The organism is Streptomyces africanus, from assembly GCF_002150735.1.
GTDB classification, from domain to species: Bacteria; Actinomycetota; Actinomycetes; order Streptomycetales; family Streptomycetaceae; genus Streptomyces; species Streptomyces africanus.
On the sequence record NZ_MUKA01000594.1, the window covers coordinates 1 to 387 of the forward strand.

Genomic DNA, 387 nt, shown 5'->3' on the forward strand with positions numbered 1-387 from the left:
AGCAGCCGCGCCTTGCGCAGCTCCGTGCCACGCAGTGTGCCCGACAGGTCCCGGAACGCCCGGGCCTGGCTCCGGTGCCGGCCGAAGCCCTTGATGATGCGGATGCCGAGCACGCTCTCCTCGACGACCGTCGTCAGGTCGCCGACCTGGTCCTGGGCGAGCCGGGCCACCTTGGCGTACCGCTTCTCGAAGATCACGCAGGTGACCATGACGGGCACGGCGGGCCCGAGGATCACCAGCCCCAGGGTCCAGTCCTGGAGCAGCATGATGACCACGCCGACGAGGATCGTCACGCCGTTGACCAGCAGGAACGTCAGCGGGAAGGCGAGGAACATGCGCAGCAGCATCAGGTCCGTCGTCCCCCGGGACAGCAACTGCCCCGAGGCC

General features: G+C 69.3%; 1 protein-coding gene. It reads right to left on the reverse strand.

Features of this window, described 5'->3' with window-relative positions; translation table 11 throughout:
* Positions 1-387: ABC transporter transmembrane domain-containing protein (locus CCL05_RS42420; protein WP_244204609.1), on the reverse strand; the 387-nt coding region annotated here is incomplete at both ends.